The following is a 25,297-nucleotide window of genomic DNA, read 5'->3' as shown; positions in this document are numbered from 1 at the left end:
TATTGAATAGAATAAAACTGAAAAGAAAGAAATTATGCTAGCAACGGACTCCGCACTGGTGCTCTTTAGCGGTGGACAAGATTCCACCACCTGCCTGGCCTGGGCTCTCAAACACTATAGCCGAGTGGAAACCATCGGCTTTGATTACGGCCAGCGCCATGCGATCGAACTGACCGTGCGTCCCGGCGTACTGGAACAGATGCGCCAGCAGTCGCCCGAATGGGACAGCCGCCTGGGCCAGGACCACATGATCGACCTGTCATTGATTTCCGCCATTTCCGATACGGCCATGACGCAGAACGTCGAGATCGTCATGCAGGAAAACGGCTTGCCGAACACCTTTGTCCCTGGACGCAACTTGCTGTTCATGACTGTCGCCGCGACCGTGGCGTATCGCCGCGGCTTGACGGTGCTCGTGGGCGGCATGTGCGAGACGGATTTTTCCGGCTACCCGGATTGCCGCGACGATACGATGAAGGCGCTGCAAGTGGCCCTGAACCTGGGCATGGACACGCGTTTGAAACTGGAAACGCCGCTGATGTGGCTGGACAAGGCGCAAAGCTGGGACCTGGCCGAAGACCTGGGCGGCCAGCCGCTGGTCGACCTGATCCGCAGCGGCACGCATACCTGCTACCTGGGCGAGCGGGGCGAGCTGCACGACTGGGGCTATGGCTGCGGCACTTGCCCCGCCTGCGCCCTGCGCGCGAATGGCTACCAGCAATATGCTGCGAGAAAAGCCCTGAAGTAACAGGTTGCGCCGTTTCTTCAAGCGGCGCGGCAGGGGGAGCGGCCATGCTGTGGTTTTTGCCACAGGAGCGTCTTGCCATGAAATCCCTCTTTGCCGCGCTGTACGGCCCCGTGTTCTGGGCCGGCTTCATCGGCGCCGCCTGTTACCTGATTGCGGTTAGCCAACATTCCTTCTGGGTCTTGCCGCCCTTGCTGCTGCTGGCCCTGCTTACTTCCTTTCTTTCCGAGCGCTATGCGCCGTATGACGGCGCGTGGAACGACGGTCACGGCGACGGCTGGCGCGATACGCTGCACGCGCTCGTCAATGAAGCGCTCTACCTGCTGGGCCTGGCTGCCTTCCCCCTGCTGGCCGGGCACCTGGCGCTGGGCGCATTCTGGCCAGTCCAGCTGCCGTTCTGGGCGCAGCTGCTGCTGGCCATCCTGATTGCCGACTGCGGCATCACGCTCGTGCATTACCTGAGCCACCGCTATTATTTTCTGTGGAAACTGCATGCCGTGCACCACAGCGTGCAGCGCATGTACGGTTTCAATGGCTGGATGAAACATCCGCTGCACCTGCTGCTCGAAGCGGCGGGCGGCATGCTGCCCTTGCTGCTGCTGGGCATACCGGAGAAGGTCATGGCCGTGCTGGCGTTTGCCGTGGCGATCCAGCTGTTGCTGCAGCACGCGAATGTCGACATGCGCATGGGGCCGCTGCGCCACGTGTTCGCCTGGGCGCCCTTGCACCGTTTTCATCACATGAAGTACGGCACGGCCGGCGATGTGAATTTCGGCCTGTTCTTTACCTGCTGGGACCGCCTGCTGGGCACGGCCTTCGACGCGCCCGGCTACCGCATGCGGGGTGAGGACCTGGGCATCGGCAGCCGTCCCGATTATCCCGTCGCCTATGGACCGCAGCTGCTGGAGCCGTTCCGCGCGGAAGAGGGCGTGCGCGCGCCCGAGTTGCCGGCCGGCTTGAAGCAGGCGCTCAATCGTGCCGTTAATCGAGCAGCCTGACGTCGAGCTGGCGCAAGCTGCGGTCGGCGCGCACGCCGAACAGGCTGCGCATGGTGCGCGAAAAATGCGCGGCATCGGCAAAGCCCGCGCCGTGGGCCGCCTGCGTCAGGGTGCTGCCGAGCAAGATGAAACGGATGGCCAGGCGCAGGCGGCGCCACAGCACCAGGCGTCGCACGGGCAAGCCCAGCTGGGCGCTGAACAGGCGTTCCAGCTGGCTCAGCGACAAATGCGCCGCCTCTGCCACGGCGGCCGCGCTGACCTTGCCCGACAGCAGCGCATCGACCTTGTCCAGCGCCCGCCGCAAGCGGGGATCGGGCAAGTGCTCGCGTGGCTGCGCCTGCAGCGCGGCAGCCAGGCTGTCGAGGCTGGGCACGCCTGCGCTGGCGGCTGCCGCCAGCAGGGCCGCGCCGCCCAGACGTTGCGGTTCCGCGTAGATGGTCAGCATGGGTGCAGGCGCGCTCAGGATGGCGTGCGGGCGCAGGCTGTCGACCAGCAAGTGCCGCGCCGTGTGGACGATGCCGTCGAGCTCGGCCGTGAAGGGCGCTCCCGTGCTCAGCATCAGCTGGTGCGCATAATGGGCGTGGCTGTCCGTGGCGCCCGCCGCGCCATGCAGGATGGCGAAGTCCGGCGCCAGCCATAGTGTTCCCTGCCAGCTATCGTGCTGCAAACGCGGCTCCTTGATGATGGATTGCGGGGCGATCATACCAGTGTCGGGAGATGGTTTTCATGGCATCGAATTTTCCTGGAGTACACATCATTGCATTGACGAAATGTGTGGTCTTTTTAATACAATATTCAGCATTGCAAGGGCGCTCGCTGTAACGTACTATCATTCTCATCGACTACCGATGGTAGTCGTGCAGCCCGCTGCCAGCCATGTTGCTGGCCGTGAAATGGTTTGATGCCGTTCTGTCTGTCAGCCTGTCATGTCTACACGCGCGTCTTCGTCGTGGTTTGCCAAGCCAGTGTCGCACTGGGTGGGGCCGCGCGCATTGGCCGCGCTGGTGTTGGCCCTGTGCCTGGGACTGACGTATGGCGCCTGGCGCAACGCCCACGACGCCAGCGAACAGCAGGTGCAGGCCGATTTCGATTTCCGCGTGCGCGAACTGGTGGGCAACATCGCCGGCCGCATGCAGACCTATATCCAGGTGCTGCACGGGGTGCAGGGACTGTATGCCAGTTCGCAGGAAGTCACGCGCCGCGAATTCCATGCCTATCTGTCGGTGCAGCAGGTGGACCGCCACTTTCCCGGCATCCACGGCATCGGCTACCTGCCGCTGTTGCCCGGCGCCGCCCTGGCGCGGCACGAGGCCAGCGTGCGCGCCGAGGGCTATCCCGGCTATGCCGTGCGTCCGCCCGGCCAGCGCGCCTGGCACGCGCCCATCACCTATCTGGAACCCTTAAGCGACAGCAACCTGCTGGCCTTCGGCTATGACATCTGGTCCGAACCCGTGCGCCGCGCCGCGCTCGAGCAGGCGCGCGACACGGGGCAAGCCGCCATGACGGGCAAGATCCACCTGGTGCAAGATGGCGGCAGCGCCCAGGCGCATGGCTTCCTTGTCGTGCTGCCCGTGTATGACAACGGCTTGCTGCATGCCAGCGTGGAACAGCGGCGCGCCGCCCTGCGCGCCTGGGTGTTTGCGCCGTTCCGCATGGGCGACCTGATGGCGGGCGTGGGCGGCGAGAGCGCGCACCAGCTGGACCTGGAAATTTATGATGGCGCGCAAATGGCCGAGGCGGCCCTGATGTATGACAGCTTGCCGGGCGGCATGTCGTCTGCCGCGTCGGACAGCCTCGTGTCGCTGCAAGTGATCACCATCGCCGGCCGCCCCTGGACCTTGCGCGTGCGCGCCATGCCGGGCTTCGATGGCGAGCTGCTGGCGCGGCCGCGTCTGGTGGCCTGGACAGGCTTGCTGGCCAGCATCGTGCTGGCGCTGGCGGCCTGGCTGCTGGCGGTGGGCCGCGCCCGCGCCCAGGCGGCGCTGGCGCGCTCGAGCGAGCTGACCGGCCAGCTGGAGCAGGGGCAGGCCAGCGTGCTGGCGATGGCCGAAGCGGCGCAGCGCAGCCAGGCCATGCTGCGCAGCATCCTCGATTCGACCATCGACGGCATTCTGGTCGACAACGTCAACGGCCGCATCTTTACGTCGAACCGGCGCTTCCGCGACCTGTGGCAAGTGCCCGACGCGCTCGACTGGCAAGCCGATGGCACGGCGCTCGTGCGCCACGTGGAAAGCCAGCTCGAGCAGGCGGCGCCTTTCCTCGGGGCACGCGCCCACGCGCCGCACGGCCACCGCGAGCGGCGCGACGTGCTGCACCTGCGCGATGGACGGGTGGTCGAGCAATATGTGCGCAGCATGCAGCTGGGCAATGAACAGGCGCGCTTGTGGACTTTCCGCGATATCAGCGAGCGCAGCCAGATGGAACGGCGCGAACACACGCGGCGGCAAGTGCTGGAAATGCTGGCCACGGGCGCGCCGCTGGAACGGGTGCTGGAAAGCGTGGTGCTGAGCGTGCAAGCGGACCATCCCGCCATGCTGTGCAGTATTTTGCTGCTCGATGAAAACCGCCACCGCCTGGTGCTGGGCGCGGCGCCCAGCTTGCCCGCGTTTTTCAACTTGTCCAGTCATGGCCACGACCTCGACACCCTGCAGGGCGTGCACGGCATCGCCGCGCAAGCCGTGCGCGACGGCCAGCGCGTGATCGTGGGCGACCTGCATGCCGATGCGCAGGAAACGATGGAACTGGCGTACCGGGCCCAGCTGCAATCGTGCTGGGCCGAGCCCGTGCGTGGCGGCTCGGGCAAGATGCTCGGCGTGCTGATGGCGTATCACCGCCAGCCGACCTTGCCGGGCGCGGCGCATCTGGCGCGGCTGAGCGAGGCGGCGCACCTGGCCGGCATGGCCATCGAACAGGCGCAGGTGGCGCTGGCCCTGCGCGCGGGCGAAGCGCGTTTCCGCAGCTTGTACGACCATGCGCCCGTCGCCTTGTGGGAACAGGACTGGTCGGCCGTGCGCGCCGCGCTCGATGCTCTCGAGCAAGCGGGCGTGCGCGACCTGGGCGCCCACTTCCAGGCCAATCCCGATGCGCTGCGGCGGCTGGCGGGGCTGGTGCGCATCATCGATGCGAACGGCGCCGCGCTGGCGCAAGTGCGCGCCAACGAGGATGACCAGCGCCGTGGCGCGCTGAGCCTGGCGCAGAATTTCGACGACAGCGCCTTGCCCCGTTTCGGCGACGCGCTGCTGGCGCTGGCTGGCGGCGCTCACCTGTACGAGTGCGAGAGCAGTTTCGTGCGTCTCGATGGCGCGGCGCGGCAAAATGAATTGAGCTTGCTGGTGATGCCCGGCCATGCGGATAGCCTCGATTTCGTCATGGTGTCTTCGCTCGATATCACCGAACGCAAGCGCATGAACGCGGAATTGCTGCAGCTGGCCACCACGGATTTCCTGACCGGCTTGCCGAACCGGCGCCACTTCATGGCGTCGCTGGAAAACGAGCATGCCCGCTTGCAGCGCGAACTGGCCAGCTGCGCCAGCGTGCTGATGCTCGACATCGATCACTTCAAGCGCGTCAACGACGAGTATGGCCATGCCGTGGGTGATGCCGTGCTGCGCCACCTGGGCGCGCTGATGTGTCAGGCACTGCGCAAGGTCGACGTGCCGGGCCGCGTGGGCGGCGAGGAATTCGCCATCTTGTTGCCGGGCACGGATCTGAGCGCCGCCGCCGTGTTTGCCGAACGGCTGCGCCGGCGCGTGGCGGAAAGTTCGCTGACCATCGATGGCGGCACGGTGATCACCATCACGGTGAGCATCGGCATGGCCGCCATGGCCGCCATGGCCGGCACCGATGCCGATTGCGACGCCGTGCTGGCGCGCGCCGACGAGGCGCTGTACCGGGCCAAGCGGGGCGGGCGCAACCGCATCGAACAGAACGATGGCGGCAGCGACGGCGTGCTCAGCAAGTTCATGGCGCAGTGATTACAGGCTGTGCTGACGCGCTTGCGCCTGCTTGCGGTTGCGGCTGACGATCAGCCAGACGATGGCCACGGGTATCAGCAGCGGCAGCAGCACGGGCGTGCTCAGCGCGAGCGCCAGCACTACGCACAGGGCCACGGCGGCGATCAGCACCACGCCCACGCCGGCCAGCACCACGCCCGTCACGACGGCGGCGCACACCACGGCAATGGCGGCGATCAGCAAGCCGCCGCCGGCAAACACGAGGCCGAACAGCCACTCGAGCGGACCGTCGATATCGTCGCCGTTGAGCTGCATGTGCATGTCGCTGCCGCCGACCTTGTCGAGGAAGAGGCAGGCGAGCATGACGATGAGGACGAAGGTGAGCAGTTTTTTCATGATAGGCCTCGCAGTGTGGGTGATGGGGTGTTGCATGATCACACTGTAGGGGCGCGCCCGGCTTGCCGCCAGCGGCGTGCGACAGGCCGTCATTTTCACGGTATGGAAGGCGCTGGCGGCCAGAAAACGCTGATCTGGAACAAGATTTCTTTTCTTGTAATGTACGCAAGCCGTCCTATACTGAATACCTCACTCTCGCAAGGAGGGCAACATGCTTTTGTTTGCAGATACCGGGGATCAATCGCTATCCCCCCACGACCATCGAATCACGCGCCAGCGTAGCGCCACGCAGTCCTGCGCCGAGCCCGTCGGTGCGCCATCGGCGATACCGCCGATCATCATCAATCCCTTTAGTTACCATGCGCCACTGCCGGCCATCGACCCGCGCTGGGTGCCGCCCGGTCCGCCGCTGACCTGGCCCAACCGGCCTGCCATGTCCATGTGCTGACAGTCGCGTGGGAAGATGCCGGACGGAAGTGTTGAACGTTCACCCGTGCCGCCGGGAACGCGGCACGGGCGGGCGTTTTCGACTATCATGCTAGCCCCGACCTTCCATCACGAGCACCGCCATGAGTACCGATTTTCCCGAGTTTTCCGACGAAGCAGCCGAGCAGGACAATGACGCCCCGATCCAGGAGCCGCGCCTGTGGGTAGGCAATGGCTGGACGGCGAGAGTGATCAAGAACGAGGAAGACGAAGGCTGGGCCGTGGCCATGATCAAGGATGGCGAACCGGAGCCGGCGCTGGTGGGCCCGTGGACCATGGGCCGCGACAAGAAAAACCCGAAGCCGCTCGACGTCAACGCCTTCAATACCCTGGTCAAGACGGCCTCGGAAGTGCTGCGCCGCCACGAGCAGCAGCTGCATGCGCAGCTGCACAAGAACCTGTTCGTCGCCACCGACGAGGGGCAAGTCAAGGTGATGTTTGACATCGTCCCCGACGAAGACCACCCGTACGCGGAACTGAGTGCCTACGACGCCGACGGCGAACAGATCGCCAAGGTGCGCACCTCGGCTGCGTTCAAGTTCAACGCCACGTCAGCGGCGAACTGGATCGAGGGCGGCTACCGCCGGCCATGACCAGGTCGGATTAGCGGGGCTTTGCTCCGCGTAATCCGACACCACCACCAGCGCCAACAATGTGTCGGATTACGCGTGCCCTTCGGCCACGCTAATCCGACCTACCTCCTCTTCTTTCCTGCGATACGCGAGCCGGTACAACAGCGGCAGCACCAGCAAGGTCAAGGCCGTCGATGACAGGATGCCGCCGATCACCACGGTGGCCAGCGGACGCTGCACTTCGGCGCCCGTGCCCGTGGCAATGGCCATCGGCACGAAACCCAGCGACGCCACCAGCGCCGTCATCAAGACGGGCCGCAGCCGCGTGATCGCTCCTTCCCGGATGGCGTCCTGCAAGGGCATGCCCTGTTCGCGCAGCTGGCGGATGTAGGCGATCATCACGAGGCCATTCAGCACGGCCACGCCGGACAGGGCGATGAAGCCGACGGCCGCCGAGATCGACATGGGGATGTCGCGCAGCCACAGAGCGACGATGCCGCCCGTCAATGCGAACGGGATGCCGCTGAACACCAGCAAGCCATCCTTCACGTTGCCGAACATGGCGAACAGCAGCACGAAGACGAGCGCCAGCGCCACGGGCACCACCAGTTCCAGACGTTTCGTGGCCGATTGCAATTGCTCGAACTGGCCGCCCCAGCTGGTCCAGTAGCCAGCGGGAATGGCCACTTGCGCTTGCAGCTGCTGCGTGGCGTCGGCGACAAACGAGCCGATATCGCGCCCGCGCACGTTGGCGCTGATGACGATGCGGCGCTTGCCGTCTTCGCGGCTGATCTGGTTCGGCCCCGGCGCCACTTGCAGGCTGGCCACTTCACCGAGCGGAATGAAGCGCGCGCGGCCTTCCGCCGCTGCCCCCAAGGGCAGGGCGATGGGCAGGCGTTTCAGCTGCTCCAGGTCGCTGCGCAGGCTGTCGGGCAGGCGCACGACGATGTCGAAGCGGCGGTCGCCCTGGAACAGCGTACCGGCCTCTTGCCCGCCGATGGCCGTGGCAATCGCCGCCTGCACGTCGGCAATGTTGAGACCGTAGCGGGCCGTCTGCTCGCGGTCGATCTGCACCGTCAGCATGGGCAGACCCGTCGTCTGCTCGACCTTCACTTCCGTGGCTCCCGGGATCTTGCCCAGCACGCCGGCGATCTTCGCCGCTGTGCTGTCGAGGACAAGCATGTCGTCGCCGAACAGTTTCACGGCCACGTCGCTGCGCACGCCGGAAATCAGCTCATTGAAGCGCAGCTGGATCGGCTGCGAAAACTCGTAGTTGTTGCCCGGTAAACTGGTGGCCGTCGCTTCGATTTCCGCCAGCAAGCGCTCGCGCGACTTTCCCGGTTCCGGCCACTGGTCGCGGGGCTTGAGCATGATGTAGCCATCGGAAATATTCGGCGGCATGGGGTCGGACGCGATCTCGGCCGTCCCCGTGCGGGCGAACACGCGCGCGATTTCCTTGTGGTTTGCCATGAGCTTGCTTTCCAGCTGCTGCTGCATGGCCAGCGACTGAGTCAAGCTGGTGCCGGGAATACGTAAGGCCTGGATGGCGATGTCGCCCTCGTTCAGGCTGGGCACGAATTCGCTGCCCATGCGCGTGGCCAGCAAGCCCGACAGCACGACGGCCACGGCCGCACCCGTCAACACGACGGGCGTGTTGCGCATGACCTTGTCCAGCAGCGGCGCATACCCGCGCTTGGCCGCGCGCATGATGGCGTTTTCCTTTTCCGCCACCTTGTCGCCGATAAACAGCGCCACGGCGGCGGGAATGAAAGTAATCGACAGCAGCATGGCGCCCAGCAGGGCGATGACGACCGTCAGCGCCATCGGCGTAAACATGCGGCCTTCCACGCCCGTCAGCGCAAAGATGGGCAGGTATACGACCATGATGATCAACTGGCCGTACAGCAGGGGACGGCGCGCTTCTTGCGATGCGGCAAACACTTCCTGAAAGCGTTCCTGCAAGGTCAATGGCCGTCCCAGCTTTTGCTGGGCATGGGCCAGGCGGCGCACGCAGTTTTCCACGATCACCACGGCGCCATCGATGATGATGCCGAAGTCCAGCGCCCCCAAACTCATCAGGTTGGCGCTCACGTGGTATTGCACCATGCCCGTAAACGTGAACAGCATGGCCAGCGGAATCACCATGGCCGTGATGACGGCCGCGCGGATATTGCCGAGGAAGAGGAACAAAATGGCGATCACCAGCACCGCGCCTTCGAGCAGGTTTTTCTTCACCGTATTGATGGCCTTGTCGACGAGGACCGTGCGGTCATACACGGTGACGGCGTGCACGCCTTTCGGCAGGCTGCGGTTGATCTCCACCATTTTCTTGTCGACGGCTTGCGAGACGGCGCGGCTGTTCTGCCCGATCAGCATGAATACCGTGCCGAGCACCACTTCGCGGCCGTTTTCCGTGGCCGCGCCCGTGCGCAGCTCGCGCCCCAGCACCACGTCGGCCACGTCGCGGATGCGGATCGCCACGCCCTGCACGTTGGCAACGACGATGTTGCCGATGTCGCTTTTCGACGCCACCTGGCCTGGCGCACGTATCAGCAATTGCTCGCCCTGCTTTTCGATGTAGCCGGCACCCACATTGCTGTTGTTGCGCTCGAGCGCCGTCACCACGTCTTGCAGGCTGATGCCGTAGGCGGCCAGTTTTTCCGGATACGGCGCCACCTGGTATTGCTTGGCGTAGCCGCCGATGGCATTGATTTCCGTCACGCCCGTGACATTGCGCAACTGCGGCTTGATGATCCAGTCCTGGATTTCGCGCAAGTCCGTCGGCGTGTACGGCGTGCCGTCCGGCTTTTTCGCGCCGTCCTGCGTTTCCACCGTCCACAGGTAGATTTCACCGAGGCCTGTGGAGACGGGACCCATCTTCGGCGTGATGCCGGCTGGCAGGCTTTCCTTGGCTTCCTGCAAGCGCTCGTTGATCATCTGGCGGGCAAAATAGATGTCCGTGCCATCCTTGAAGATCACGGTCACTTGCGACAGGCCATAGCGCGACAGCGAGCGCGTCTGTTCCAGGTTCGGCAAGCCGGCCATGGCCGTCTCGATGGGGAACGTCACGCGCTGCTCGGTTTCCAGCGGCGAATAGCCGGCGGACTGGGTATTGATTTGCACCTGCACATTGGTGATGTCGGGCACGGCGTCGATGGGCAGCTTTTGATAGCTGTAGATGCCCAGGCCAGCCATGGCGGCGACGGCCAGCATCACCAGCCAGCGCTGGTTGATGGCGAAGCGGATCAAACGTTCAAACATGATGGTTTCCTTAGCTTTGACGTGATCAGTGTTCGTGGCCGGCGGAGTCCTTGCCCAGCTCGGACTTCAGGACAAAACTGCCTTGCGCCGCATACGGCGTGCCGGCGGCCAGACCCTGCTTGATGTGCGTCAATGTGCCATCGCTGCGGCCCGGCACCACGGGCGTGGCCTGGTAGCCATCTTTCACCTGCACGAAGACGACGGGCTTGTCTTCCACCGTCTGGATGGCCGTGCTGTGCACGGTGACGGGCGCGTCCGCTTCGCCGGACACCACTTCCACCGTGACGAACAGGCCCGGGCGCCAGGCCATGTCGGGGTTCTGCAAGCTGATGCGTGCCTTGGCCGTGCGCGTCTGCTCGCCGAGCAGCGCGCCCACGTAGGTGATCGTGCCTTGCGCGCTGGCGTCAAACGCGGACGCTTTCACTTCCGCCTTGCCTCCCATGCGCACGGTGGCCAGGTCCTTGGCCGGCACGGCGATTTCCGCCCACACCGTCGACAGGTCGGAAATGACGAAGATGTTCGCGTCTTCCTTGACGGCTTCGCCCAGGGTGATGTGTTTTTCCAGCACCATGCCGTCGAACGGCGCGCGGATCTCATAGCGGTTCAGCGGACCTTTGCTGGTACTCGTGGCGCCCAGCGCGCTGAGCTTTTGCTGCGCATTTTGCACGGCGATTTCCGCTTCGCGCCACGCCTGCTGCGCTTGCAGATAATCCTGTTCGGCCGAAATTTTCTCGCGCCACAGTTTTTCTTCGCGCTCATACGTGGAGCGGGCCAGCGACAGGCGCCGCTGCGCGGAAAGCAATGCGCTGCGCTGTTCCGACAATTCCGTGCTGGCGATGACGGCCAGCACTTGTCCCTTTTTCACCAGCTGGCCCAGGTCCGCCTGCACGGCTTCCACCACGCCAGCCAGGCGCGGCACGACGTGGGCCGTGCGGTCTTCATTGAAACGGATTTCGCCGGGCAGGGCGACCGTCGTCTTGATGCGGCCAGGCGCGGCCGTGGCGATGACGACGCCGGCGGCCTTGCTTTGCGCCGCCGTCAATTCCAGCTTGCCTTCCACTTCTTCGTGGCCGTGTTCGTCTTTCTTTTCCGCATGTGCTTCCGCCTTGGCGGCAGGGACCGAAGGGGCGCTGGACTTGCCCGTGCCGAGGATGAGGATGGCCAGCACGATGCCGGCGGCCGCGATGGTGCCGATGGCGATCGCCTGCTTTTTGTTGAGTGTGATGTTCATGGATGGTGTTCCTTACAGGGAGGCAGGGGCGCCCAGCAGGCGCTCGATGTCGGCGGCGGCGTGTTGCGCTTCCGTCAGCGCGCGCAGGTATTGGTTTTTAGCTTGCAGCAAGGTGCGCTGGGCGTCGAGCACGTCGAGGAAGGCGAACTTGCCGAACTCGAAGCCCTTGCTGGCCGCGTCATAGGCGCTTTGCGCGCCGGGCAAGATGTCGCGGCGCAAGCTTTCCACGTCGAGCCGGGCCGTGGCCAGGCGTTCGGTGGCGGCGGCCACGTCCGTTTGCACGGCGATGCGGGCGGCGGCCAGCTCGTCGCTGGCCTTGTCGCTGCGGCGCAGTGCGTCGAGTTTGTTGCCGGCGTTGCGGTCGAACAGGGGCAGCGGCAAGGCCAGGCCGATGATGGCCTGATTGCGGCCCAGTTCTTCCGAGCGCTTCATGCCGATGCTGACGGTGACGTCGGGCGTGGCGCGCCGCTGTTCCACGTCCAGCATGGCTTGCCGCTGGGCCAGCGCGCTTTGCGCCTGGCGCACGGCCGGGGCTTGCTCCAGGCGCGCCGCCAGTTCGCTGGCCGGGGGCAGCTCCGGCAAGGTTTCCAGGCGTCCTTCGGCGACGCTGAAGCGCGGCGTGGCGTTGCCCCACAGGGCGGCCAGGCGCTTGCGGGCGCTGGTCAGGGTGCTGCGGGCCAGGTTCAGCTCCAGCCGCACGCTCGCTTCGGCGACCTTGGCGCGCGTTTCCTCGACGGGCGAAGCCTTGCCGGCCGTCACTCTACGGGCCGTGATGTCGCTGGCGCGCGCGGCCAGGGCTTGCGCGCTGTCGGCCAGGCGCAAGCCTTCCTGCGCCGCCAGCACGTCGAGAAAGGCGGAAGTGACGGCGGCGCGCGTGTCGGCTTGCTGCATTGACAGGCCCGCTTGCGCCAAGTCCGCGCTGCGCTGGGCGACGGCGGCGCGCGCCCCCCGTTTGCCGCCCAGTTCGATAAGCTGGTTCAGTTGCACGGTGGTGCTGCGCGTGGCGCGCCGCGTGTCTTCCAGCACGGTTTGCAGTTCCGGATTGGGCAGGGCGCGCGCCTGCTGCAGGGCGCCGCCCTGTGCCGCCAGTTCGTGGCGGGCGGCGGACAGGGTGGCGTTGCCGCCCTCGGCCAGGGCCAGCGCGGCGGGCAGGGTCAACGGTGCGGCGGGTTCCACGCTGGATTGCGCGTGGACAAGGTTGCCGGCCAGCAGGCCAGCGGATAGCAAGAAAATGGATCGGTACATCGAATTCTCCAAGGTACGGAAAAAGAATTCGACGGGACGTGCAGGCCTGCGCCTGACTTACTGCGAAAAGTGATTGAAACGTCCCGTCGGCCTAGATGGCCGACGACCAGTCAGGGCGCTTGGGAGCGTCCGGGATGTGGGAAGCGTAAAAGAAGGGGGAGGTGTCCGCGTTCACGGACGCCATGTCGCCGACGGGCAGGCTGGAGCCGGCCGGCAGCCATGCATGGCCGATGCCGTGGCAGACGTTGCAATCGCTGTGCGGCTGGCCTTTTTTCTGCTGGTCCGCCACCTTTTTGTCACCGGCGGGCTGCTTGTCCGCATCCGCCTTGTGCTGGTGGCTGTGGTGGCCCAGGTGCTGCGCCGCCTTGCCTTCCTCGTGCAGGCAATACGCGCTCGCCGCGGCCCAGGACATCTGGAGCGGAAGCACGAACAGCAGCAAAATGAGGAAGAATCGGCGCATGGTGACGACTATTGTACAGAAAGACGGAAGGCAGTGCCGCGCTTAGCGCGGCTGGGCGCGCCACGCCTTCAGTTGCGCGGCGATGGCCTTGCCCTGAAACAGCTGCGGCTCGGAATGCTCTTCCGTCTCCATGCCGCCTTCGCGGAAATCGGCCGCCTCGCGCGCCTGCACCAGCACTTTGGCCTTGTCGAACGCTTCCGCAAAGCCGGCGCTCTTGGGCAGCGCTTCCTTGAAATACGCTTCGCTGAAATACGTAAAATCGTTCTGGTCGTCGCAGCCGAACGAGGTGCGGTCGCTGCGCGCGGCCGTGATGATGAGGGTGTTGTCATCTTTTAATGGCGCAATGAATCCGCCCGCATAGCAGGCCGAGATCACGATGACCTTCCAGCGGATGCCGCTGTGCTTGAGCATGGACGCCAGCTCCTGCGCGGGCAGGCTGTGCAAGTCCATGCCGTTTTGCGCCAGCGCCAGTTCGTGTTCGGGCGAGCCGTGGCTGGTGAGAAACAGGAACAGGATGTCGTTCTGCTTGTCCATCTTCGCGCCCAGGGCGTCGAGGCTGCTGCCGATGCTGGTGCGCGTGGCCATCGGCTGCTGCGCCACTGTGTTGCGGCTGTTGACGAGCATCAATGAGCGGCCCACGGTGCCGTAATCGCGGTCGAACTGGCGCTGCACGAAGGCCGTTTCGCGGTGAAACACTTCCTGCGCGCCATCGCCGGCCACGCCCAGCAAATACAGATTGATTTTTTTCGCTGGATCGCGCGGCGCGATGCGGGCCAGGGCGCCGTCTAGCAGGCTGCGCTGGTTGTACAGGGCCAGCTCGATATTGTCGCGCGTGAGCTTGTCCAGGGCCGGGTCGTCCAGCTGGCCTTCCGTCCAGTTGCCGCTGTCTTCGCGCCGGCCATCGGCCTGCGCCACGGCGTAGCGCAGCACGCCCTGGCCGTCGAACTGGCCATTCTTGAAGCCGCCCCGGTATTCGTCGCCCTCGGCCGTGCGCAGCACGCCGTCGCCTTCGAATTTCCAGTCTTTCAGTTCGCCTTCGTAATGGATGCCGTCGCTGGTGGTGACCTTGGCCTTGCCCTGCACCTGGCCCTGGACAAAGTCGCCTTCGAAGACGGTGCCGTCCGTGTCGGTCAGCTTGCCGGCGCCGTGCGGGCGCCAGTGCTTGAAATGGCCTTCGAAGGTGGCGCCGTCGGCGCCCTGGAAGCGGCCTTGTCCCTCGAAGCTGCCCTTGACGAAGCTGCCCGCATAGATTTCTCCCTTGGGCGAAGTGTAGCGGCCGATGCCATCGAAGGCGCCCTGGCGGAAGGCGCCCGTGTATTCAACGCCGGAGGCCTGGCGCAGCTTGCCCTGGCCGGAAAACACGCCGCGCGCGAAGCCCCCTTCGTAGAATGCGCCGCTCGCGTATTCGAGCCGGCCCTGGCCCTGCATCTTGCCGTCGACGAGGGGGCCGAAATAGCGTCCGCCATCGGCCGTTTCCGCCGCCGGCGCCTTGGCTGGCGCGGCGCACAGCGGCGGCATGCCCAGCGCGGCAAAGGCCAGCAGGCCGGCGAGGGTGTAGGGACGAAGCGAAGCGCGTAGCGTGGCGGTCATGAGGACGGTCTGGTCTGTAGGAAGGGGCCTAGTCTGCCACCGTATTGCCAGCGTGGCAAATGCGCGCGTGGCGTGTGTTGCTCTGCCTCAAGGCAAGATTCTCCGTTTTATGCCGTGCCAAGGCTGGGCTGAACTGATAATATTGATTTTCAGAACATATACTTGCACAAGGTACATAGTCACCCATGGAAAGCCGCCTCAGCCGTCTGGAAGCCGTTCAAACCGTGTTGCTGGAAATCGGGCAGCGCTCGAGCACCTGCAGCGATATCAGCGAATTCCTGCAGGCGGTGCATGCGGCGCTGGGGCGCATCATGTATGCGGCGAACTTTTACGTGGCGCTCAGCGACCACGACGACGGCCTCGTGCGCTTTCCGTATTTTGTCGATGAATTCGACGCCGCACCCGATCCGGACGAGGGCGTGCGCCTGGCCAGCGCCGCGCAGTCGCCCACGGCGTGGGTCATCGTCAACCGCAAGCAGCTGGTGATGACGGCCGAGGACGACGCCATGCGCGCCATCGGCGGCGGCGCCTGGGGCGGCGGCACGGAGGCCGAGCACTGGATCGGCTGTCCGCTGCTGGATCAGCAGCATCAGGTGCTGGGCGCCATCGTCATCCAGAGCTATGACGCCCAGCACCGTTTCAGCCTGGAAGACCAGGCCCTGTTCGCGCTGATCGCCACGCACGTGTCGAGCGCCCTGCAAGGCATGCAAAGCATGGACAGGCTGGAAAAGGCGGTGCAGGAGCGCACGGCCTTGCTGGCGCACGAGGTGGCCGAGCGGCGCCGCGCGGAAAACCTGCAGCATGCGCTGTATGAAATCGCCAACCTGTCGGCGCAGGCGGCCGACGCGACCACCCTGTATGCGCGCCTGCATGCCATCATCAGCGAGCTGGTGACGGCGAAGAATTTCCTCATCGCCCTGTACCACCCGGACAACAAGGACATCACGATCCCGTATTTTGTCGACGAGAAGGATGCGCAGGCGCCCGTAAAACGCTTTCACTATGGTATCGGCATGAGCTCGTACGTGCTGGCGCGGCGCCAGGCTTGCCTGCTGGATGCCAGCAGCTATGCGGCGCTGGTGGCCAGCGGCGAGATGGACGAGCCGTTGGGCAATGTCGGCATCGCCAGCTGGATGGGCGCGCCCATGCTGCTGGGCGAGCGCAAGTATGGCGTGATCATCGTGCAAAGCTACGATGAGTCCGTTGTGTATGGCCAGGCGGAACTGGACGTGCTGGCCTTCATGGCCAGCCACGTGGCCGTGGCGATGGCCCGCATCCAGGCCGACAGCGCCATGCGCCAGGCCAAGGAAGCGCTGGAAGAGCAGAACGCGGCCCTGAACAGCGCCTTGAGCGCCTTGCAGGAAGCGCAGTCGGAACTGGTGCGCCAGGAAAAACTGGCCTCGCTGGGTCGCCTGGTGGCGGGCGTGGCGCATGAAATCAATACGCCGCTGGGCATCTGCGTGACGGCCACCAGCCACCTGGTACAGGAATTGAAGCTCACGCGCGAAGACCTGGAAGGCGGCCAGCTCGATGAAGACGGCTTGCGGCAATTCTTCGACATCATCGACCAGACCCTGCGCATCATGACGACCAACACGCAGCGCGCCGCGGCGCTGGTGCGCAGCTTCAAGCAGGTGGCCGTGGACCAGTCGTCGGACGAATTGCGCAGCTTTAATCTGCGCAAATACCTCGATGAAATTCTGCTGTCCCTGCAACCCAAGCTCAAGGGCAAGCCGGTCAAGGTGGAGATCGACTGCGCGCCTGAAGTGCAGCTGCGCAGCTATCCGGGCGCCGTCTCGCAGATCGTCACGAACATGGTGGTCAATTCACTGGTGCATGGCTTTGCCGAAGGCGAACCGGGCAAGATCAAGCTGTCCGCAAGGACGGCCGGCGACATGCTGGAACTCGATTACAGCGACGACGGCATGGGCATGGACAGCGCCACCCTGGGCCAGCTGTTCGACCCCTTCTTCACGACCAAGCGGGGCTCGGGCGGCAGTGGCCTCGGTGCGCATATTCTGTACAACCTGGTGACGGGACCGCTGGGCGGGACGGTGAAGGTGGTTAGTGCGCCCGGCATGGGGTTGCATTACAAGATACGCTTCCCATTAGAACCACGTAGGTCGGATTAGGCCGCAGGCCGTAATCCGACAACATTGTTGACGTGGCCGGTGGTGATGTCGGATTACGCGGCTTCGCCGCTAATCCGACCTACGCCGTTCCCTAATCCGGGAAACGCTGATTCAGCGCCAGCGCTTCATCCAGATTCGCAATCAGCAACTCCACATACTGCGGATCGAGGTGGCTGCCGCTCACTTCGCGCAGGTAGCTGACGACGCGCTCCAGAGGCCAGGCATCCTTGTAGCAGCGCTTGTGCATGAGGGCGTCGAAGACGTCGGCGACGGCGGCGATGCGCGCGTATTTGTGGATGCTTTCGCCGACCAGGCCTTGCGGGTAGCCGCTGCCGTCGAATTTTTCATGGTGCTGGTGGGCGATCACGGCTGCCGCCTTCAACAGGGGACGCTGCGAGCCGTCGAGGATGGACATGCCCACCGTCGGATGCTGCTTCATGATTTCCCATTCGGCCGCATCGAGCTTGCCCGGTTTGAGCAGGACGGCGTCGGGCGTGGAAATCTTGCCGATGTCGTGCATGGGCGCCGCGTGGCGCAGCACCATGGTTTCCTCTTCCGACATGCCCGAGGCCTGCGCCAGCAACTGGCACACTTCGGCCATGCGGCGCACGTGGTTGCCGCCTTCATGCGAGCGCGATTCGACCACGTCGCCCAGGCGCAGGATCAGCTCGGCCTGGGTATCGGTGATTTCCTGCGTCAGCAGGATGTTGTCGAAGGCGATCGCCACGCCCGAGCAGAATACTTCCAGCAATTGCGCGTCGAGGTCGGAGATTTCTTCCACGCCTTTCAATACCAGTAAGGACGCCTTGCCGCTGCTGTTTGGAAAATAGCCGACATAGGTGTCGCCGTGCAGGCGCGAGATCTTGTTGCTCTTCGCGTCGTCCAGTTGCGACAGCAGGGACGGGCTGAGAATGCCGCCATCGGCTTCATGGTCGCCGATCTGCGCGAGGATTTCATAGTCCTGTTCGCCCGTGATGGCGCTGGCGCCGCGCAGGCGCAGCAGCATGCTCGTTTCCAGGCGCAGCAGGGCGACGACTTGCTGCAGCAGGCCGCTGGCGAAGTCGCGCAGGTTGCGCTGCTTGAAGATGTGCGCCGAGGCGGCGATGACTCTTTCCAGGCCTTCGCGGTAATGGAGCTGGGCCTGGCGCGCTTCTTCCACCTTCATGATGTCGCGGTAGGCGCGCAGGGCGGCAAAAGTGGTGGTGAACAGCTTGGTGCGGTCCAGTTCCGTCTTTTCCTTGTAGTCGTTGATGTCGTAGTTGACGATCACGCGTTCTTCCGGCGCCTGTCCCGGCTGTCCCGTGCGCAGCACGATGCGCGTAAACTGGTTGCCCAGGTCTTCGCGCATCCAGCGCGCCACTTCCAGGCCGCTGTCTTCGCGTTCCATGACCACGTCGAGGAAGACGAGCGCGATGCCTTCTTCGCGCGCCAGCACCTGCTTGGCTTCGGCGCCGCTGTACGCGTGCACGAAGCTCAGGGCGCGGCCCTCGAGGCGGAAACGGCTCAGCGTCAGTTTGGTGATGTCGTGGATGTCGGGTTCATCATCGACGAGCAGGACTTTCCAGGGAGGTAACTTGGGCGATGCTGAAGACAAAAATGACATAAGGGCGAGTTCCGCTAAAAGGCATAACTGACGCAATGCTGAGACGCCCGCGCCAGGAATTCCTGTGCGCATGATCGGCGTTGCGCGTTTTTCGGGCGCATTTTGTCGATTGTAGACTGACAGCTAAGTATTAACAATAAGCAAGAACAATTGACTAAAATCATGCAACACACGTGCTAAAAAAGCACTTTAAATGCATGCCGCCGAGACTATCTATACTTTATCGCTTAGGCAACTATATTTTCAAGACAATACTTTGTTTTAATTAATATTGCCAATGAATCCGCAAAAAAAAGCGGCGCTCCGCCTTTCCAACGGCAAGCCGAAAAAGTAACAAGGTATGAATTGCGCGTCAGAATGGGCTGGAGCGCGCTATATTGGACAGGCATAAGAAGTGGCACCATGCCACTCACATTTCCTGAAAGGGTACATCATGCAAAAGCAAACGACGCGCGCCCTGATCGCCGGACTGGCCTTGTTGGCCAGCAGCGCGGCCTGGGCAGGAACCGAAGTGCATTTCAGTAAGCCGGATCAATTCACGGACGTGCCGTTTGACCCGCATGAGCGGGAAGACGTACTGAAGGAGCTGACCCGGCATTTCGAGAAGCTGGGTACGGCGCTGCCACCCGGGCAGACCTTGAAAATCGACGTCACGGACGTAGATCTGGCGGGACGCGAGAATCCTTCCCTGCGTGCGGGCCAGGATATCCGCGTCATGAATGGCCGGGTCGACTGGCCGCGCCTGCGCCTGCACTATGTGCTGGAACAGGATGGCAAGGTCATCAGCAGCGGCAATGCGGCCCTGTCCGACATGTCGTACCTGAGCCGTATCAATCCTTATTTCAGCACTGAAAAGTTGCGCTATGAAAAGCTGATGATCGACGACTGGTATGCCGACACCTTTGGCGTCAAGCTCAAGCGCCACACGCGCAAATAAGCACCGCTGCGCCACTTTCAGCGCAGGTAAGCGCCTTCGATGCGCGCCAGCTCGCCGTTCTGCCGCATGGTGAGCAGGGCGGCATTCATCTTCTCGATGAAATCGGCCTTGTAGGAAGGCGTATTGTGCGCGCTGTAGGCGATGTAGGTGGCTTCGGACGACAGTTCCAGCACTTCGTGCAATTGAAAACCGTAGCGGGCCAGTTCGCCTTGCAGCTGGCGCGCCGTGTGGCGTGCCGCGCCGCGGTCGCTGGCGTAGCAATCGATGCGCCGCAGGGCCAGTTTCTTCAGGTTCGCTTCATTGCCCTTGGCCGCCTCCAGGCGCAGCAGTCCCTGGCGGGCCGGCGCCATCAGCTTTTCCGACAGCAGAAAACCCGTGTTGACGCCGATGGTCAGGCCGGCAAAGTCGGTCGGGAAGTGCGTGCGCGGCGTGCGCATGACGGCGTCATGGCAAAACAGCACCACCGATTCGCGGTGCAGCATGGCCGAATATGGTTGTACGTATGAGCGTTCCATCTTCTGTCCGGGAGGAAACAGGCCGAAAACCTGGCCCTTTTCCAGCGCGTCGAGCCCCCGTTTCCAGGGGCGCGGTTGCAGTTCCAGCCGGTAGCCGGGCATTGCGCCGGCCGCCTGGCGCAGGATGTCGATATACATGCCCTTGAAGGCGCCGTTTTCCACATAGCTGTACGGCGCATAGTCATCGTCGCCGTACAGGATGACGGTTTGCGGCGCGGCCAGGGCGGGCGGCAACGTGCCCAGCAGCGCCAGGGCCAAGGCCAGGCATAGTCTTGCCGTGATTGCTGATTGCATGCCGCTCCAGATTTAATGTCTTCCTGGCAAGCATACAGCATGGCGGCATGGGACCGCTTAATCGCTCCCTCAATCGATCCAGTTCACCTGTGGAAACTTGCTGCCGAACTCGTCCGGCATGGGCACGACCTGGCTGCTCTTGTAATTGAAGAAGACAAAGCCGGACTTGGCCATCGCGATCAGGGTATTGTCGCGCGGGCGCGTGATGCGGAAGGTAATGTCGCCACCATATTTATTGAAATCCATGACACCCACTTCGAACAGCAACTGGTCGCGCGCATGGGCTTCGGCGCGGTAGGTGGTAGCCAGGTCGGTGACGATGATGCCGTTGCCGTCCGCTTCGATGTCGCGTACGCCATATTCGAACAGGAAGCGGGCGCGCGCTTCGGAAATCATGGAAATCATGGAATCGTTGCCGAGATGGTTGCCGGCATTGATGTCCGTCGTGCGTACCGTCAGTTGCGAGGAATAGCAATACTGGTCTTCGGGAAATTCAAGTTTCAAACGGGCCATGGTGTTCTCTTGGGCTGGGGCGCAGGGCGCGGCGGGAAAATCCAATTCTAGCCGGTTCCCCGCGCGCCGTCGAAAAACGCTGCCTCAGGCGTGTGCCGCCATGACTGCTTGCGTACGCTTATTTGCGTACAATCCTGTACACCTTGCCCGTGCCGCTCAGCATGTACAGCTCGTTTTGCGCATCCTGGCCGAACGACAGGATATTGCCCACGTTCGTGATGCCCCAGTCTTTCACGGCTGATGCCGTGCCATTGCTGTAGCTGAAACTCTTCAGCCAGCCGCTGCAATAATCGGAATACAGGTATTGCCCCGCCAGTTCAGGCAAGGCCGTGCCCCGGTACACATAGCCACCCGTGATCGAGCAGCCGCCAGCCGTATCGTGGCCGTATTCGATGGCGGGCAAGACCAGTCCCGCCTGGCTGCAACTGGCGCTGTTGTAGCACTGCGTGCCTTCCATGATGTTCCAGCCATAGTTGTTGCCCGCCTGGCCTGCGGGGCGCACATCGACTTCCTCCAGGTTGGCCTGGCCCACGTCGGCGATATACAGCAGCTGTGCCGGCACATCGAAGGCGTAGCGCCACGGGTTGCGCAAGCCGTAGGCCCAGATTTCAGGGCGTCCGCCTGCCGTCGCAAATGGGTTACCGGGTGGAATGGCGTACGGCTGGGCGACACTGCTGGCGTTGACGTCCAGGCGCAGCAGCTTGCCCAGCAGGACATTCGTGTTTTGCGCATTGCGGGGCGGGTCGCCTCCGCTGCCGCCGTCGCCCGTGCCCGCATACAGATAGCCGTCCGGGCCAAAGCTGAGCAAGCCGCCATAGTGGTTGCTGAACGTGGGGTGGGGAATCGTGAGGATGGTCAGCGCGGCCAGGGGATCGGCCACGTTGGCGCTGCCGGCCGACACTTGCCGGCGCTCGATGACGATATCGCCGGCCAGGTTGGTGTAGTACAGGAAGAAATAGCCATTGCTGGCGTACTGCGGATGGAAGGCCATCGACAGCAAGCCCCGTTCGCCGCTGGTTGTGGTCAGGGCGCTGATGTCGAGGAAGGGCGTGGCCAGCAGATTGCCATTTTGCACCACGCGGATGCGGCCGGCCCGTTCGATGATGAACAAGCGGCTGTCGCCGGGCGGCGCCGTGAGGAAGATGGGCGTGTTCAAGCCGCTGGCCACTTCCTGCAAGCCCAGCGCCAGCGGCGTGGCCGCCGCATACAGGACGCTGGCGCTGGCCGTCGCCCCCGCATTGACTTGCACCTGCTGCGTGACGGGCGTGGGTGCCAGCGTCCCCGTGCCTTGCGCCACGCTGGCCGCGCTGAGCGTGTAGGCGCCGGGCGCCAGGTCCGTCAAGGTCGAGCTTGCCGTCAGCGTCTTGCTGTAGGACGCAGGTCCCGTAACCGTGACGGCGCCCGCCACGCCGGCCGGCAAGCCGCCGATGGTGACCGTCAGGCTGCCGGTGGTGGGGCCGGGCCCAGGGTCGTCGTCGCCGCCGCCACAGGCGGCCAGCAGGGCCAGGCAGCATGCCAGCAACAGGGCCAGCCAGGGCCTGGGAAAGCGGGAAAGTAGATGGCGCATGTCAGTCTCCTGCGGGAACGACGCAACGGCTGCTCCAGGGAGGAGCTTGTGCCAAGAATGCGCGTCTTTGTGTTGGGAAGTTTGCGCTGGCGCAAACGTGCGGCGCCATCGGACAAATGCGCCGCGTTTTCAGACAAGCGCGGCGTCAGCTGTCCCGTCACGCCCTCACGCGCCCGATAATGGCGCATCTGAAACCGATGCAGGAATGATACACATGAAAACCAAAGCCGCGATTGCCTGGAAGGCGGGCGCCCCGCTGACCATCGAAGAAGTCGACCTGGCCGGCCCGCGCGCCGGCGAAGTGCTGGTCGAGCTGAAAGCCACGGGCATTTGCCATACCGATTACTACACCCTGTCCGGCGCCGATCCGGAAGGCATCTTCCCGGCCATCCTCGGCCATGAAGGCGCCGGCGTCGTCGTCGACGTGGGTCCGGGCGTGACGACCCTGAAAAAGGATGACCATGTCATCCCCCTGTACACGCCGGAATGCCGCCAGTGCAAGTTCTGCCTGTCGCAAAAGACCAACCTGTGCCAGGCCATCCGTTCCACGCAAGGCCGCGGCCTGATGCCGGACGCGACCAGCCGCTTTTCGCTCAATGGCCAGCCGCTGTTCCATTACATGGGCACGTCCACGTTCTCGAACTACATTGTCGTGCCGGAAATCGCTCTCGCAAAAATCCGTTCCGACGCGCCGTTCGACAAGGTGTGCTACATCGGCTGCGGCGTGACGACGGGCGTGGGCGCCGTCCTGTTCTCGGCCAAGGTCGAGGCGGGCGCCAACGTGGCCGTGTTTGGCCTGGGCGGCATCGGCCTGAACGTGATCCAGGCAGCGAAAATGGTCGGCGCCGACAAGATCATCGGTATCGACATCAACCCGGCGCGCCAGGCCATCGCGCGCAAGTTCGGCATGACGCATTTCATCAACCCGAACGAAGTGGAAAACGTCGTCGACGCCATCGTGCAACTGACGGACGGCGGCGCCGATTACAGTTTTGAATGCGTGGGCAACACGACCCTGATGCGCCAGGCGCTCGAGTGCACGCACAAGGGTTGGGGAAAGTCCTTCATCATCGGCGTGGCGGCGGCTGGCCAGGAAATTTCCACCCGTCCATTCCAACTGGTGACGGGGCGCGAATGGCGCGGTTCGGCCTTCGGCGGCGCGCGGGGGCGTACGGACGTGCCGAAGATCGTCGACTGGTATATGGAAGGCAAGCTCAACATCGACGACCTGATCACGCACCGCTTGCCGCTCGAACGCATCAATGAAGGCTTCGACCTGATGAAGAGCGGCGAATCGATCCGTTCCGTGGTCTTGTATTAATCGTAGTGGATTAATCCTGTTGTATTAATCCTATCGGACTGTACTCATTGCGCAACACTTGACGGACGGGGCAGGGCGGCACGCTGTACTTCGCTGCCTGCCCCTGCTAGTGTGAAGACATCACCGCCTTGCTTTGGGAGCCGTTCATGTTTGCCACTGCCTATCTTGCGACTTTGCGCCGCATGCTGCCCGTCTTCCTCGGCGCGGCTCTGTCTTCCCTGCTGGCCTTGTGGTGGAGCAATGCCGCCATCCTTGCCACGCCCGCCATCTGGCTGGCGCTGCTGGCCACCTATCTGCTGTGCGCGCTGATGTTTACGCCGCTGGCCTGGCACCGCCAGCAGCTGGCCACGCGCCACGTGCGCACCAACAAGTCGCGCTGATTTCCCCTGCGCCTAGCGCGCCGTGCTGGAAAAACGCTCGCGATAGTCGCGCGGCGTGATGGCGAGCTTCTTTTGAAACAGGCGGCGCAGCCTGTCCTCGCTATGCAAGCCCGCCTGCACGGCCACCTGTTTTAAGGAAGACACATTGTCCTCCAGCAAACGGCGCGCCACTTCGAAGCGGGCCGTGTCGATGAATTCCGTGGGGCTGGTGCCGGTTTCGCGCTGGAACACGCGCGTAAAATTGCGCTCGCTCATGGCCAGCCTGGCCGCCAGCAGCGGCACGGTGAGCTCTTCGGCAAGATGCTCCATGATCCAGCCCTGCAACTGGCGCATGGTCGGATGCGTCGTCATTTGGCTCGACAGGTGCACGGAAAACTGCGACTGGCCGCCGGGCCGCTTCAAATACACGACCAGGTCGCGCGCCACTTCCAGCGCGATATCGCGGCTGAAATCGTCTTCCACCAGGGCCAGCGCCAAATCGATGCCGGCCGTCACGCCGGCCGACGTCCAGAATTTCCCTTCCCGTACGAAAATCGCATCGGCATTGACCTGTATCAATGGATAGCGCTGGCGCAGGCTGTCCACGGCGCTCCAGTGCGTGGCCGCGCTCTTGCCGTCGAGCACGCCCGCTTCTGCCAGGAAGAAGCAGCCCGTGCACAGGGCCGCCAAGGTATCGATGCGCGGCGCCGCCTCGGCCACCCAGGCGGCGAGGGCGGGGATGTCCTGCAAGACTTGCTCGACGTGGTGGCAGCCGACGATGACGGCCAGGTCGGGCAGGCGGCTGGCGTCGAGCGCCTTGCTGGCGTGCAGCGACATCAGCGTGTCCGATTCGACCGGGCCGATGGCCGTCGAGGCGATGCGCACGTCGTAGCCGCCGGGCAGCTTGCGCAGGCGCAGATGGGTGTTGGCGTAGTCAAACACTTTCATGGCGCCAATGGCTTCGAGCGCCTTGAAGCCGGGATAGACGATGATGTCGACGGTGCGCAGGGGGAATTCTTTGGGGCTTTGCTTGATCATGCGATATGCGCGAGGGGGATAAATACTGCCATAATGCAACAACAGCGATGGCGTAGGTTAGCATGAAATAATCGGCGCGCC

21 protein-coding genes are annotated in these 25,297 nt (G+C 63.9%); 9 read left to right on the top strand and 12 right to left on the bottom strand.

The genetic code is table 11. The features are described 5' to 3' along the window. Positions 1-34 precede the first annotated feature (34 nt). The gene (queC, locus tag ASN89_RS08175) at positions 35-748 is read left to right on the top strand and encodes a 7-cyano-7-deazaguanine synthase QueC (protein ID WP_046682176.1); all 714 of its coding nucleotides are present in this window, start codon (positions 35-37) and stop codon (positions 746-748) included. A gap of 77 nt (positions 749-825) precedes the next feature. Continuing rightward, positions 826-1,743, top strand: a complete 918-nt coding sequence (locus ASN89_RS08170; protein ID WP_058048926.1) for a sterol desaturase family protein — start codon at positions 826-828, stop codon at positions 1,741-1,743. On the opposite strand, the gene ASN89_RS08165 is transcribed toward ASN89_RS08170, so the two are convergent. Further along, entirely contained in the window at positions 1,727-2,446 is a 720-nt protein-coding gene (locus tag ASN89_RS08165; RefSeq protein WP_058048925.1) for a helix-turn-helix domain-containing protein, read from the bottom strand. The genes ASN89_RS08170 and ASN89_RS08165 overlap by 17 nt on opposite strands. Before the next feature lie 223 nt (positions 2,447-2,669). Between ASN89_RS08165 and ASN89_RS08160 the strand changes: the two genes are divergently transcribed. Further along, a complete protein-coding gene (locus ASN89_RS08160) occupies positions 2,670-5,717 on the top strand; it encodes a CHASE domain-containing protein (protein WP_058048924.1) in 3,048 nt (1,015 codons plus the stop codon). On the opposite strand, the gene ASN89_RS08155 is transcribed toward ASN89_RS08160, so the two are convergent. Continuing rightward, the gene (locus ASN89_RS08155; protein ID WP_046682179.1) at positions 5,718-6,092 is read right to left on the bottom strand and encodes a hypothetical protein; all 375 of its coding nucleotides are present in this window, start codon (positions 6,090-6,092) and stop codon (positions 5,718-5,720) included. A gap of 211 nt (positions 6,093-6,303) precedes the next feature. On the opposite strand from ASN89_RS08155, the gene ASN89_RS28645 reads away from it, so the two are divergent. Next, positions 6,304-6,540 carry a hypothetical protein gene (locus ASN89_RS28645; RefSeq protein ID WP_144417539.1) on the top strand — a complete coding sequence of 79 codons (237 nt, stop codon included), beginning with the start codon at positions 6,304-6,306 and terminating at the stop codon, positions 6,538-6,540. Positions 6,541-6,661: 121 nt separating this feature from the next. Beyond that, positions 6,662-7,171, top strand: coding sequence for a hypothetical protein (locus tag ASN89_RS08150; RefSeq protein ID WP_046682180.1), 510 nt, complete (start codon positions 6,662-6,664; stop codon positions 7,169-7,171). A 69-nt stretch (positions 7,172-7,240) separates the two neighbouring features. On the opposite strand, the gene ASN89_RS08145 is transcribed toward ASN89_RS08150, so the two are convergent. The 5 genes from ASN89_RS08145 to ASN89_RS08125 form a co-directional block, all read right to left on the bottom strand. Further along, entirely contained in the window at positions 7,241-10,411 is a 3,171-nt protein-coding gene (locus ASN89_RS08145; protein ID WP_058048923.1) for an efflux RND transporter permease subunit, read from the bottom strand. Between the two features lie 25 nt (positions 10,412-10,436). Further along, positions 10,437-11,642: an efflux RND transporter periplasmic adaptor subunit gene (locus ASN89_RS08140; RefSeq protein ID WP_058048922.1), complete on the bottom strand. Its 1,206-nt coding sequence runs from the start codon at positions 11,640-11,642 to the stop codon at positions 10,437-10,439. Positions 11,643-11,654: 12 nt separating this feature from the next. Then, positions 11,655-12,887, bottom strand: coding sequence for a TolC family protein (locus ASN89_RS08135; RefSeq protein WP_152988510.1), 1,233 nt, complete (start codon positions 12,885-12,887; stop codon positions 11,655-11,657). A 91-nt stretch (positions 12,888-12,978) separates the two neighbouring features. Further along, positions 12,979-13,347, bottom strand: a complete 369-nt coding sequence (gene czcI / locus ASN89_RS08130) for a cation efflux protein, CzcI family (RefSeq protein WP_058048921.1) — start codon at positions 13,345-13,347, stop codon at positions 12,979-12,981. A gap of 42 nt (positions 13,348-13,389) precedes the next feature. Further along, on the bottom strand, positions 13,390-14,937 hold the full coding sequence (locus tag ASN89_RS08125) for a C13 family peptidase (RefSeq protein WP_058048920.1): 1,548 nt from the start codon (positions 14,935-14,937) through the stop codon (positions 13,390-13,392). Positions 14,938-15,122: 185 nt separating this feature from the next. On the opposite strand from ASN89_RS08125, the gene ASN89_RS08120 reads away from it, so the two are divergent. After that, complete coding sequence (locus ASN89_RS08120; RefSeq protein ID WP_058048919.1) at positions 15,123-17,069, top strand: GAF domain-containing sensor histidine kinase; 1,947 nt, start codon at positions 15,123-15,125, stop codon at positions 17,067-17,069. A 91-nt stretch (positions 17,070-17,160) separates the two neighbouring features. Here ASN89_RS08120 and ASN89_RS08115 read toward each other — a convergent pair whose 3' ends face one another. Further along, entirely contained in the window at positions 17,161-18,672 is a 1,512-nt protein-coding gene (locus tag ASN89_RS08115; protein WP_046682185.1) for a DUF3369 domain-containing protein, read from the bottom strand. A gap of 433 nt (positions 18,673-19,105) precedes the next feature. Here ASN89_RS08115 and ASN89_RS08110 point away from each other — a divergent pair, with 433 nt between their 5' ends. Beyond that, entirely contained in the window at positions 19,106-19,609 is a 504-nt protein-coding gene (locus ASN89_RS08110) for a DUF3016 domain-containing protein (RefSeq protein WP_046682186.1), read from the top strand. Between the two features lie 17 nt (positions 19,610-19,626). Here ASN89_RS08110 and ASN89_RS08105 read toward each other — a convergent pair whose 3' ends face one another. The 3 genes from ASN89_RS08105 to ASN89_RS08095 all read right to left on the bottom strand — a co-directional run bounded on the left by ASN89_RS08105 (position 19,627) and on the right by ASN89_RS08095 (position 22,498). Next, positions 19,627-20,418: a substrate-binding periplasmic protein gene (locus ASN89_RS08105; protein WP_082654476.1), complete on the bottom strand. Its 792-nt coding sequence runs from the start codon at positions 20,416-20,418 to the stop codon at positions 19,627-19,629. A gap of 69 nt (positions 20,419-20,487) precedes the next feature. Further along, the gene (locus ASN89_RS08100) at positions 20,488-20,931 is read right to left on the bottom strand and encodes a thioesterase family protein (protein ID WP_046682188.1); all 444 of its coding nucleotides are present in this window, start codon (positions 20,929-20,931) and stop codon (positions 20,488-20,490) included. Positions 20,932-21,049: 118 nt separating this feature from the next. Then, a complete protein-coding gene (locus tag ASN89_RS08095) occupies positions 21,050-22,498 on the bottom strand; it encodes a PQQ-dependent sugar dehydrogenase (protein WP_058048917.1) in 1,449 nt (482 codons plus the stop codon). A 214-nt stretch (positions 22,499-22,712) separates the two neighbouring features. Between ASN89_RS08095 and ASN89_RS08090 the strand changes: the two genes are divergently transcribed. Both ASN89_RS08090 and ASN89_RS08085 read left to right on the top strand, forming a co-directional pair. Continuing rightward, positions 22,713-23,819, top strand: coding sequence for an S-(hydroxymethyl)glutathione dehydrogenase/class III alcohol dehydrogenase (locus ASN89_RS08090; protein ID WP_034753481.1), 1,107 nt, complete (start codon positions 22,713-22,715; stop codon positions 23,817-23,819). A 146-nt stretch (positions 23,820-23,965) separates the two neighbouring features. Continuing rightward, positions 23,966-24,199 (top strand): hypothetical protein, encoded by a 234-nt coding sequence (locus ASN89_RS08085; protein WP_046682190.1) that lies wholly within the window; start codon positions 23,966-23,968, stop codon positions 24,197-24,199. Positions 24,200-24,211: 12 nt separating this feature from the next. Here ASN89_RS08085 and ASN89_RS08080 read toward each other — a convergent pair whose 3' ends face one another. Continuing rightward, on the bottom strand, positions 24,212-25,216 hold the full coding sequence (locus ASN89_RS08080; protein ID WP_046682191.1) for a GlxA family transcriptional regulator: 1,005 nt from the start codon (positions 25,214-25,216) through the stop codon (positions 24,212-24,214). Positions 25,217-25,297 lie beyond the last annotated feature (81 nt).

The organism is Janthinobacterium sp. Ant5-2-1 (assembly GCF_001445815.1).
GTDB classification, from domain to species: domain Bacteria; phylum Pseudomonadota; class Gammaproteobacteria; order Burkholderiales; family Burkholderiaceae_D; genus Janthinobacterium; species Janthinobacterium lividum_E.
Note: the sequence above shows the minus strand (reverse complement) of the source record. Positions and strands in the feature narration are given on the sequence as shown.

What these genes read in the sequence shown, in the direction of transcription:
- ASN89_RS08145 (WP_058048923.1), bottom strand. Translation starts at nt 10,411, where the DNA reads ATGTTTGAACGTTTGATCCGCTTCGCCATCAACCAGCGCTGGCTGGTG.
- queC (WP_046682176.1), top strand. Translation starts at nt 35, where the DNA reads ATGCTAGCAACGGACTCCGCACTGGTGCTCTTTAGCGGTGGACAAGAT.
- ASN89_RS08120 (WP_058048919.1), top strand. Translation starts at nt 15,123, where the DNA reads ATGGAAAGCCGCCTCAGCCGTCTGGAAGCCGTTCAAACCGTGTTGCTG.
- ASN89_RS08160 (WP_058048924.1), top strand. Translation starts at nt 2,670, where the DNA reads ATGTCTACACGCGCGTCTTCGTCGTGGTTTGCCAAGCCAGTGTCGCAC.
- ASN89_RS08140 (WP_058048922.1), bottom strand. Translation starts at nt 11,642, where the DNA reads ATGAACATCACACTCAACAAAAAGCAGGCGATCGCCATCGGCACCATC.
- ASN89_RS28645 (WP_144417539.1), top strand. Translation starts at nt 6,304, where the DNA reads ATGCTTTTGTTTGCAGATACCGGGGATCAATCGCTATCCCCCCACGAC.
- ASN89_RS08135 (WP_152988510.1), bottom strand. Translation starts at nt 12,887, where the DNA reads ATGTACCGATCCATTTTCTTGCTATCCGCTGGCCTGCTGGCCGGCAAC.
- ASN89_RS08080 (WP_046682191.1), bottom strand. Translation starts at nt 25,216, where the DNA reads ATGATCAAGCAAAGCCCCAAAGAATTCCCCCTGCGCACCGTCGACATC.
- ASN89_RS08115 (WP_046682185.1), bottom strand. Translation starts at nt 18,672, where the DNA reads ATGTCATTTTTGTCTTCAGCATCGCCCAAGTTACCTCCCTGGAAAGTC.
- ASN89_RS08165 (WP_058048925.1), bottom strand. Translation starts at nt 2,446, where the DNA reads ATGATCGCCCCGCAATCCATCATCAAGGAGCCGCGTTTGCAGCACGAT.
- ASN89_RS08105 (WP_082654476.1), bottom strand. Translation starts at nt 20,418, where the DNA reads ATGCAATCAGCAATCACGGCAAGACTATGCCTGGCCTTGGCCCTGGCG.
- ASN89_RS08095 (WP_058048917.1), bottom strand. Translation starts at nt 22,498, where the DNA reads ATGCGCCATCTACTTTCCCGCTTTCCCAGGCCCTGGCTGGCCCTGTTG.
- ASN89_RS08100 (WP_046682188.1), bottom strand. Translation starts at nt 20,931, where the DNA reads ATGGCCCGTTTGAAACTTGAATTTCCCGAAGACCAGTATTGCTATTCC.
- ASN89_RS08150 (WP_046682180.1), top strand. Translation starts at nt 6,662, where the DNA reads ATGAGTACCGATTTTCCCGAGTTTTCCGACGAAGCAGCCGAGCAGGAC.
- ASN89_RS08155 (WP_046682179.1), bottom strand. Translation starts at nt 6,092, where the DNA reads ATGAAAAAACTGCTCACCTTCGTCCTCATCGTCATGCTCGCCTGCCTC.
- ASN89_RS08125 (WP_058048920.1), bottom strand. Translation starts at nt 14,937, where the DNA reads ATGACCGCCACGCTACGCGCTTCGCTTCGTCCCTACACCCTCGCCGGC.
- ASN89_RS08170 (WP_058048926.1), top strand. Translation starts at nt 826, where the DNA reads ATGAAATCCCTCTTTGCCGCGCTGTACGGCCCCGTGTTCTGGGCCGGC.
- ASN89_RS08090 (WP_034753481.1), top strand. Translation starts at nt 22,713, where the DNA reads ATGAAAACCAAAGCCGCGATTGCCTGGAAGGCGGGCGCCCCGCTGACC.
- ASN89_RS08085 (WP_046682190.1), top strand. Translation starts at nt 23,966, where the DNA reads ATGTTTGCCACTGCCTATCTTGCGACTTTGCGCCGCATGCTGCCCGTC.
- czcI (WP_058048921.1), bottom strand. Translation starts at nt 13,347, where the DNA reads ATGCGCCGATTCTTCCTCATTTTGCTGCTGTTCGTGCTTCCGCTCCAG.
- ASN89_RS08110 (WP_046682186.1), top strand. Translation starts at nt 19,106, where the DNA reads ATGCAAAAGCAAACGACGCGCGCCCTGATCGCCGGACTGGCCTTGTTG.